Origin of the sequence: uncultured Duncaniella sp. (genome assembly GCF_910578445.1) — a bacterium.
Taxonomy (GTDB): Bacteria; Bacteroidota; Bacteroidia; order Bacteroidales; family Muribaculaceae; genus Duncaniella.
This window is the reverse complement of sequence record NZ_CAJTQC010000042.1, coordinates 1-9,377: the sequence shown is the minus strand read 5'-3', so window position 1 is coordinate 9,377 and position 9,377 is coordinate 1. Positions and strand designations below refer to the sequence as shown.

Below are 9,377 nucleotides of genomic sequence, written 5' to 3'. Positions count from 1 at the left end.
CCTAAAATTTAACTGTTTAACAGCATGATTTCAATTTTTGTCATGTACTAAACCCCGGTTTATATTTTCATTGATGTCGGCCAAATCAACTTTACTTCCTTCAAATCCGTTGTTCCACAAAACTTATCGTTCTGTCCCAGACAAACGTACCTTGGACAATCGTGATTAAGAGGGTGTTTGATAATAATAGTTAAACGCCCTCTAGAATGTATAAGCCAGATTAACCGAAAACGTAGATTCTTTATAATCATATCCCGGTGATATGGCTATAATATTTGAAGAAGAATTGTCCCATTTAAACCATTGACGATATAATTGGAGCATCCAACAACCAATTCTCGCAGATAATATCCCGACACCAGCACCTGCAATAACATCGTTGAGCCAATGGCGACCGTTGTAAAGGCGTAAAAAAGCTACGCCAACGGCAATAGAATAAGCCCCTATTCCAAAGCCCAAACCATATTCTTCTCTTATCAACTCTGCACCTGTGAATACCGTTGCCGTGTGACCGGAAGGAAACGAATTTTTTGCATTTGAATCGGGTCTTTTTTCATTGAACGCGTATTTGCCCGCATTAGTTAATGCAGCCATTGTCATATATGCAGTTGCTTCCACTGCGACACGCTCTTTAATGCTATGTTTTGATTTGATGCCAACAGAGCCCAATGTCAGATATGCTACAGCCGGAAAATATTGGATATAATCATCGGCATGGAAGAAATGACCACCTCTCAGATTGTCCATTCCGTTTTTAATCTCGGTATTCAATTTCCTGAATGCCTTATTTTTTATTCCAAACACCCCAACAGTCATCATTGCACCCGGAAGTATCAGATTCATGGCATTAAATTTATGGCATTCAGACTGATGCATATCCGTGCTGTAATTACCGTCAACCGGTGACAAATCGACAGTCTGTGCAGAAGATTGAAAAATCACATCTGATGCTTCTTCAATCTTTGATGTTTGGGCATACCCACACAATGGTGCGGTAAGAAGTCCATATATCATGAGACTTCCTACCAATTTACTTATAGTCATTGGCATATCGTTTGTGCGAATGCCAATGCCCATAAATCAAATTCGACGAATGCAAAAACATGGGCTATGACTGCCCAGAATGCACCCGTCGGATTGGTGTTATGAACGGCAAGTCACGCCCATGCAAAAGATGGACGCTCGCGACTTGTTCCTCCATTCATAGCTCAATGAAATTTCCGACGTTTCATTCTGATTGGAACAAATAGCAAACGCTATTAAATTATATCTTAGAAGCCTCCGCTTCCATTATTTTCAACCGCAAAGTTACGACATTTAATAATTCATGTCAATATGTCATCTAAATTAAGAGCAAAGTTAACACACAACGGCCAATGTTTTTGTCACGATTTTTGACGGTTTGTAGGGAATTTATTACTTTTGTGGTGACTGAAGGACGATGGCCGGATGTCAGCACTTATGGATTGGTATATGGCTTACAAAGCCATTCCGGTCCAAGAAACTGAAATGTAATCAATCAACCATGAAACAAGTTAAGGATTTCATTATTATTGATAACTGCAAGTCAGGCGACTCTTATTGCAGAATGGTTCTTTCACCAGCCGACGGCAGCCGGCTTCCCGAGATGCTTCCGGGCCAGTTTGTAGAAGTCGGGGTAGAGACACCCGGTGTACTTCTCCGTCGCCCAATCTCAATCAACGATGTCGATTATGAGGCCAACACCCTTACGCTCCTTGTCCGTAATGCCGGACGAGGCACATCGGCTTTGATGGACATGAAATCAGGCGACAAAATCAACCTGCTGCTGCCATTAGGCAAAGGATTTTCCACCGACGCGCCACAGGGAGCAAAACTTCTGCTCATCGGAGGTGGTGTAGGTGTCGCTCCGCTACTCTATCTCGGAAAAACGCTGAAATCAGCAGGTTTCGAACCGGAATTCCTGCTCGGCGCACGCACTGCCGCCGACCTTCTGTCTCTTGATGAGTTCAAAAGCGTCGGGACTGTACATGTCTGCACCGAGGACGGTTCGGACGGCGTGAAGGGATTCGTGACCGCCCACCCTTGTCTTTCAGAAGCCTACCACCGTTATTATTGCTGCGGACCTGCCCCGATGATGAAAGCGGTAGCAGCCGTGGCACGGCGCAACGGCACAGATTGCGAGGTGTCACTCGAAAACATGATGGCCTGCGGACTTGGCGCATGTCTTTGCTGCGTCGAGAAAACGGTCAAAGGCAACGTGTGTGTCTGCACAGAAGGCCCTGTATTTAACATTAACGAATTAACTTGGGAGTAATGGCAAATCTTTCAGTCAACATAGGCGGTCTTGAACTCAGCAACCCGGTGATGACCGCATCAGGCACTTTCGGTTATGGCGAAGAGTTCACACCGTTCATCGACATTGACCGTTTAGGCGCATATATCATCAAAGGCACGACACTCAATCCACGTCAGGGCAACGACTATCCGCGCATGGTCGAGACCCCGGCAGGTATGCTCAACGCTGTCGGCCTGCAAAACAAGGGTGTAGATTACTTCATCGAACACATCTATCCCCGCATCAAGGACTATAAGTCACGTCTTATCGTGAACGTGTCGGGAGCAAACGTCGACGACTATGCCGAGACCGCACGCCGGCTTCATTCACTCGACGGAGTGAAGGCTATCGAAGTCAACATCTCCTGCCCCAACGTCAAGGAAGGCGGAATGGCATTCGGCACGACCACCGACGGAGCTGCATCTGTCACCCGGGCAGTCCGTCAGGCCTATCCCGACAAGCCTCTGATTGTAAAACTTTCGCCCAACGTGACATCAATCGCCGACATCGCCCGCGCCGTCGAAGCCGAAGGCGCCGACTCTGTATCACTTATCAACACGCTTATGGGCATGTCGATTGATGTTGAAAAACGACGTCCACATCTGTCGACCGTCACAGGAGGTCTTTCCGGCCCTGCGGTACGCCCAGTCGCAGTCCGCATGGTATGGCAGGTGGCAAAAGCTGTGAAAATTCCTGTCATCGGACTTGGCGGAATCATGAACGGACGCGACGCAATCGAATTCATGCTTGCCGGAGCAAGAGCCGTTGAGATAGGCACTGCCAATTTCGTAGACCCGGCTGTGACGATGAAAGTCATAGATTTCATGGAAGACTACTGCCGGCGACACGGCATAAACGACATTAACGAAATTGTAGGCTGTATCTGATTGGAGACAGCCTGCAATTAAACTAAGAATGACACATCTTTTTTAACGCAATGAAATCAGCCAGCACCGCAATCCGCCTCTCCGTTGCCGCAATCTGCGCGATGAGTCTGTGTGCATGCTCTCATCTAAGCAAAGAGGCCAAAGAAATCATCGGGACATACTACAACACGGAGCTGTCTCAGACCGAACCGGTCATGGAACTACACAAGGATGCAAAATGTGTGATCCGTGCAATCAAACCCGGAGTTCTCTCATATAGCGTCGACGGGAAGTGGAATGTGGAAAATGATTCATTGATAGTCACTCTGCTACCTGAGACCTTGACTTTTGAGGGCGACAGCACTCTTATCGGACAAATACCGACACGCATCGCACAGAAGGTCGTCGGCTACAATGACTTTTCACTCCAGCTCGAAACAGACGGCATCATATATCTCTATCAGAGGCGCAAATGAAAGCCGGACACCCACGAAACGTTTAATCTAAGATGTGTTTTTCCATTTATCCTCTTTTTAAATATTTATGAAACACGCATTTTTATTTAGTTGTATAATCTGCGGAGCGTTGTCTTTCAATTCATGCGGTGGCTCAGATTCTATAGCGGAACGCATCTCGGCAGCCGAACTTGCACTGGCCAATGAAAACGTTGATGCCACACGCGAACTGTGTGGCGAAATCATCGGACAGAAAGACCGCCAGACAATTGAAGCAAAACAGATGGCCCGGCTGTCGATTCTCTACATGCAGCTCAACGAGCGGACAGATGCTCCTGAAGACGTGGAGTATGCCGTCCAGTGCTTCCGCGAGGCTTTTAAACTCAATGCCGATTCGGCAAAGGCCTTCTATTCCTCGCTGCCTGTCGAACAGGACAAATATGCCATGACTCTTGCGACAATAGTCCATACCCTCGACAATCCGCGCGAGATTCCCGCCGACCACGACTGCGATCCGGCAAGCACTGACGCCGACGAGCTCCACCAGATGGACACCGAATCCGGCAATTGCACGACGAAGGAATAAACCGAGACAGATGTCCGACACAACACCCCCGACAATGTAAAAGCATGGACTGGAAAGATATTTTAGCACAAAAAGTAAATGACGGAGAACTCGCACGCGAAGAATTCGTCATCGAAGAGAAGAAGGAGACAAAAAGCCCCGACGTGATTGAAGTGTGCATCGACCGCAAAGGGCGCAACGGGAAAACCGCCACAATAGCCTGTGGATTCACATGTGACGACGATGAACTGAAAAAAATTGCATCGAAACTGAAAACCCGCCTCTCGACAGGAGGTTCGGCCCGTGGCGGTGAAATCCTGATTCAAGGCGAACGACTCGACGAGACAAAGAAAATATTATCGGAACTCGGATTCAAAATCAAAGGTTACCGCAAATAGCCACTTTCCATCATGATCAATATCTACAAGGCCTCAGCCGGTTCAGGCAAAACCTATACCCTTGCCCGTGAATACATAAAACTGATTCTCGGATATAAAGACGAGGAAGGACGCTATCGCCTCAACCGTCGCGGAGGTCTTGCCCACCGCTCAGTTCTCGCAATCACCTTTACAAACAAGGCGACCGAGGAAATGAAGACCCGTATCATACACGAACTGGCGGTGATTGCAGGTCTCGAGAAGGGATGGACAAAGGAAAGTCCGTATGCCGACGAACTTTGCAAAACCTTCAGCTGCTCGCGCAACGAGCTGAAGACTACAGCTGAAAGAGCTCTACGCGATCTGCTCTACGACTTCAATTTTTTCAGCGTCTCCACGATAGACTCTTTCTTCCAGACGATACTCCGTTCGTTTGCCCGCGAGGCCGAAGTCGCAGGCAACTATGAACTTGAGCTTAACGACGAGGCGATAATCGGCATGAGCGTCGACAAACTCCTGCAGGATCTCAACCACGGTGAAGATACCAAACGCACACGCTATCTCATCAACTGGCTGTCAAGCTACATGACACAGCTTATCGAGGATGGCATGCCGTTCAATGTGTTCAACCGCTCTCTCCCGATTCATCGCAACCTCATCAAGTTCATCGACAAGATAACCGATGATGTCTACCGCGAAAACGAGGCCACGCTGTTGAGCTATCTCTCCGACGAGACAAAATTCAATGATTTCAAAAACAGAGTCTATTCACAGCTCAAATCCATAAAACAACAGACCGCCGAAGCCTGCCGTGAGGCGCTTGACACTATTGCCACAACCGGCATGAACGAAGTTGTCAAAGCCCACATCACAAACGGCCTACGCAAATGGGCTGCCAAAGGATACTCATCTGACGGCTATTCGCAGAGCATGGCAAATGCGATGGACGACATCGCCACTGCATATAAAAAGCCTAAAAAGGGACAGCCTGTACCATCCGAAGAGCTTGACGGAATCATCGCCAAAGCCCTTGATATGGTCAAGTTCTGCGACACTCAGGTCGGGACCCTACAGCTCATCGCGGCCAATCTATATCAGCTCGGGCTCTTGTCGTCGCTTGCGGAATATATCGACAAGTACCGGCGTGAGAACTCAACAATCCTTCTTAGCGATACCAACGCACTCATTTCAAGAATCATCGGCAACGAGGACGCACCATTTCTCTATGAGCGTGTCGGTGTATGGTTCAGGCACTACCTGATAGACGAGTTTCAGGACACATCGTTCAGCCAGTGGAGCAATATCCGTCCGCTCATAAACGAAAGTCTTGCCTACGAATATGACAACCTCGTCATCGGCGATGAAAAGCAATGTATCTACCGTTTCCGCAACAGCGATCCGTCGCTTCTCCACAACCTTCACACCGACAGCATGGCTGAAGGGCGTTGCGAAGTGCGGGGCAACGACATATCGGAAAACACCAACTGGCGTTCGTCATCGGATGTTATCAGATTTAACAACACGTTCTTTTCTGCGCTTGTCAGAAATCTCGGCTATGAGGAAATCTATTCCAACGTCGCACAACAGATTTCAAAAAAACACGCCGACCATCGCGGATATGTCAGAGTCAGGATGTATAATGGCGAAAAAAAATCCGACTGGCTTCCTGAGGCGCTTGAAAATCTTACGCAGGAACTCCGCCGACAACTTGAAGCAGGCTACCGTCCGGGCGACATAGCGATCCTTGTCAGAAAACGCGACGAGGGCAATATTGTCATCAAGCATCTTGAGGAGACTGTGAAGTCCGACCCACTGTTTCCGCCTTTCCGCATCGTATCCGACGCCTCGCTGTTTCTTGGCAACTCACCAACGGTCGGTCTTATCGTGAGCCGTCTCAAACTCATTAGCGCGACCGACTTCGCATCAAATCCCCGAAAAAAGACAAAACGCGAGGTGGCAGCCATGATCAATAGTTTCGAGAATGAAAAAAGTCTTGGGGCAAGCTCTTCGGAGTCGCTGCTGAAAGCTATCTCGGTTCTTGATTCAGAATCAAAGGAAAGAATTCAGGGCAGTGTCACCCCTGCCGATTGTCAGGAAACACAGTCATCGTCCGCCGAGCACCGCGCATCAGAAACATCGGTCGACCTCATCTCACTCGTCGAGGAAATAGTCGCGACCTATGTTCCGGAAGCAAACCTTAAAGAAGAAAATCTATACATCAATGCCTTTCAGGACCTCGTGACAGAATTTGTCGGCAGAGGCCACGGCGACATCCGCTCATTCCTGTCGTGGTGGGATGAGAAAGGCTATGCAACACCGGTGGCAGGCGCTCAGGACGATTCGGCTCTGAACATCCTCACCATACATAAATCCAAAGGTCTGGAATATCCATGCGTCCACATCCCTTTTGCCGAAATGACCGAAAGCAACAGGCCTGAACCCGCATGGTTTGAACTCAAGTCAATCCCCGGAATTCCCGACGAGCTGCTCCCGCCGATGCTTCCGCTTGAACTGTCATCGGCCATGAGGAGAACTCCGTTTGAGGAACGCTACGATGAAGTCTGCTGCCAAAAGAAACTCGACACGGTCAATCTGCTCTATGTGGCATTCACCCGTGCCGTCAACGAGCTTTGCATAGGATTCCCAAAACCTAATCCGAGAGCCAAAAACATAGCGGCGGACCTTGTAGATGCAATGGACATGTGCACACCCGAATTCTGCCGTGAACTTGAGGCAACCGACAGCTTGTCAGGCGGCCCGTCGCCCTACACTCATTTTTCATTCGCAGACAATATAATCAGTATCGGGTCACCGACAGTCCCGCAGGCTAAAGAAAAAAGCGAAAAGACAGCCATGACCCCGGGTGATTTATGGGATATGGGTGAATACTATACCCACACCCAGCGCAACATCTGGGACAATACCAAGCTCGAAGATAAATACTACAACATCGAGGATGCACGCGACAGAGGCATAATGCTCCACGACACAATGGCCAACATCATGACCGTGAATGATGTGGATGTTGCAATCAATATCCTGCGTCACTCTAAAAAAGCGAAGGAACTGACGGCAGGCGACATTTCTGAAATCCACGCCATTATCACAGACCGTGTCAATGACCCAAAAGCCGCCCGATGGTTTGACGGCTATAGGAAAGTGATGATCGAACGTCCGATAGCCATCGGAGGCGACGACTCGCGCCGTCCCGACAGAGTTGTATGGACAGCAGACGGACATATCGATGTCATCGACTTCAAAAGTGGTAATCAGAAACCTCAGCGCTACATCCGGCAGGTCAGAGAATACGTCGGATTGCTGTCAATGCTTGGTTATAAAAACGTCAGAGGCTTCCTCTACTACCTCGACACGGGTCAGATAGTTGAGATACCGGATTAAGCTGCCGTCTCGCCTTTGAAGACGCCTTTCAATGCAGGATAGAAGTTGATATATTCTTCCCGCCGTTCAATTCACCTATCTGATTTACTTTTTTACCATAATTGATGGTGTAAGTCACATTCAGAGATATTCGGCGATGAAAATCCGAGCCGAAGCGAGTGATTTCACTGTCATACCGGCAGGTAGCCAACGAATCTTTGCTGATTTTCCAAGACGATTGCAATGGATTGACAACCGACAGCCGGACATTCCATCCGCGTGAAACCCATCCTGCACCCGCAGAATATGACATAGGCATCTTTCTAAGATAGGCTGTTTCACCATCAACATAACTGCTTCCTGAATCCCAGTAAACGTTAAAGAAAAATTTCCCGAGATAGTAGTCTGTATTTATGCTGGCTGTAAACGGACAGTGGGAAATGCTGTGGCTTCCGGTCGTTTTGTAAAGCAGCAGTCTTGGAGAAACGGAGAATGAGAGTTTACCGTCAAGGAACTTTCCTGTCAGACTTCCACCAATCTGTCCGTGGTTATAGTCTCCGTCATTCTTATATCTTTTCAGCATCATTCCTCCCGGACCGTCAGGAGTGTAGACAGGTATCTGGCGATTGATAATCCTGAACAGAACCGCGTATGCCGACATTTGCCATGTGTTGCCGGGCAGAAATGTATAACTTATATTGGCTGCCACATGACGTGAGCAATCCAGATCCGGATTACCGCTTACGTACATCAGTTCCGATTGCTGAATGACATTCGGATTCTTCATCGTTGCATCAGGTGACATTGTCGCATATTGAAACCACAGACTCAACGAATTTTTCTGATTAGGAGCATACTGCAAGTTGATATGTGTGAACGGATAACGATCGTCCATCGTTTTGCCGTTTATGTAGTTGGACTCAAAGGCATAACCGCCGTCGATACTGCCTGAAACATGCCGGCAATTCAACGATAGCCCCAAATACACACCGGTATAGGTCTGACGGAAACGATTGACTGCGACGCTCGATCCGGAATAGTCAATCTTTGTACGCCCTCCGCCTGAGTAAACACTTGAAAACAGTGTAATCTTATCTGTCAGCGATTTGTTAGCCTGAATCATGCCACGCAGCCACCAAGAGCCTTCGTCTGCATGATTTTCAATCGATTCATCGCCTGCCAAATAATTGGATGTCGTTTTGTTGTCGATAAATTCGGTTTGGAAATTTCCATTGACCGACCATCCATTGCCAAGAGCTGCATAAAGTTCGCTGTCCCATCCGAGAGCGTTATTCGCTGACGGGGATTCAGTGTGAAATGTCTCCGACGGATAGAGACTTGAAAAATTGACATATCCCGAAGTGTTAACTACATGACAAAAATTTGAAAACATCGAAATCTGGGTTTCGCCAAGGTCGG

At 48.1% G+C, this 9,377-nt stretch carries 8 protein-coding genes; 6 read left to right on the top strand and 2 right to left on the bottom strand.

Translation table 11 applies throughout. The features are described from left to right. Positions 1-201: 201 nt before the first annotated feature. Entirely contained in the window at positions 202-1,044 is an 843-nt protein-coding gene (locus QZ311_RS11800) for a phosphatase PAP2 family protein (protein ID WP_297068293.1), read from the bottom strand. A 481-nt stretch (positions 1,045-1,525) separates the two neighbouring features. Here QZ311_RS11800 and QZ311_RS11795 point away from each other — a divergent pair, with 481 nt between their 5' ends. From QZ311_RS11795 to QZ311_RS11770, 6 genes are all read left to right on the top strand, one after another. Next, entirely contained in the window at positions 1,526-2,296 is a 771-nt protein-coding gene (locus tag QZ311_RS11795; protein ID WP_297068290.1) for a dihydroorotate dehydrogenase electron transfer subunit, read from the top strand. After that, positions 2,296-3,204: a dihydroorotate dehydrogenase gene (locus QZ311_RS11790; RefSeq protein WP_297068287.1), complete on the top strand. Its 909-nt coding sequence runs from the start codon at positions 2,296-2,298 to the stop codon at positions 3,202-3,204. Before QZ311_RS11795 ends, QZ311_RS11790 begins: the two co-directional genes overlap by 1 nt. A 50-nt stretch (positions 3,205-3,254) precedes the next feature. Further along, entirely contained in the window at positions 3,255-3,659 is a 405-nt protein-coding gene (locus QZ311_RS11785) for a hypothetical protein (RefSeq protein WP_297068284.1), read from the top strand. 67 nt (positions 3,660-3,726) lie between these two features. Further along, positions 3,727-4,224, top strand: a complete 498-nt coding sequence (locus tag QZ311_RS11780; RefSeq protein ID WP_297068281.1) for a hypothetical protein — start codon at positions 3,727-3,729, stop codon at positions 4,222-4,224. A 44-nt stretch (positions 4,225-4,268) separates the two neighbouring features. Further along, positions 4,269-4,601: a translation initiation factor gene (locus QZ311_RS11775; protein ID WP_297068276.1), complete on the top strand. Its 333-nt coding sequence runs from the start codon at positions 4,269-4,271 to the stop codon at positions 4,599-4,601. Positions 4,602-4,613: 12 nt separating this feature from the next. Next, a complete protein-coding gene (locus QZ311_RS11770; protein WP_297068274.1) occupies positions 4,614-7,979 on the top strand; it encodes a UvrD-helicase domain-containing protein in 3,366 nt (1,121 codons plus the stop codon). A 28-nt stretch (positions 7,980-8,007) separates the two neighbouring features. Here QZ311_RS11770 and QZ311_RS11765 read toward each other — a convergent pair. Continuing rightward, positions 8,008-9,377: outer membrane beta-barrel protein (locus QZ311_RS11765; protein WP_297068271.1), on the bottom strand; the 1,370-nt coding region annotated here is incomplete at its 5' end.

What these genes read in the sequence shown, in the direction of transcription:
- QZ311_RS11790 (WP_297068287.1), top strand. Translation starts at nt 2,296, where the DNA reads ATGGCAAATCTTTCAGTCAACATAGGCGGTCTTGAACTCAGCAACCCG.
- QZ311_RS11795 (WP_297068290.1), top strand. Translation starts at nt 1,526, where the DNA reads ATGAAACAAGTTAAGGATTTCATTATTATTGATAACTGCAAGTCAGGC.
- QZ311_RS11800 (WP_297068293.1), bottom strand. Translation starts at nt 1,044, where the DNA reads ATGACTATAAGTAAATTGGTAGGAAGTCTCATGATATATGGACTTCTT.
- QZ311_RS11785 (WP_297068284.1), top strand. Translation starts at nt 3,255, where the DNA reads ATGAAATCAGCCAGCACCGCAATCCGCCTCTCCGTTGCCGCAATCTGC.
- QZ311_RS11780 (WP_297068281.1), top strand. Translation starts at nt 3,727, where the DNA reads ATGAAACACGCATTTTTATTTAGTTGTATAATCTGCGGAGCGTTGTCT.
- QZ311_RS11770 (WP_297068274.1), top strand. Translation starts at nt 4,614, where the DNA reads ATGATCAATATCTACAAGGCCTCAGCCGGTTCAGGCAAAACCTATACC.
- QZ311_RS11775 (WP_297068276.1), top strand. Translation starts at nt 4,269, where the DNA reads ATGGACTGGAAAGATATTTTAGCACAAAAAGTAAATGACGGAGAACTC.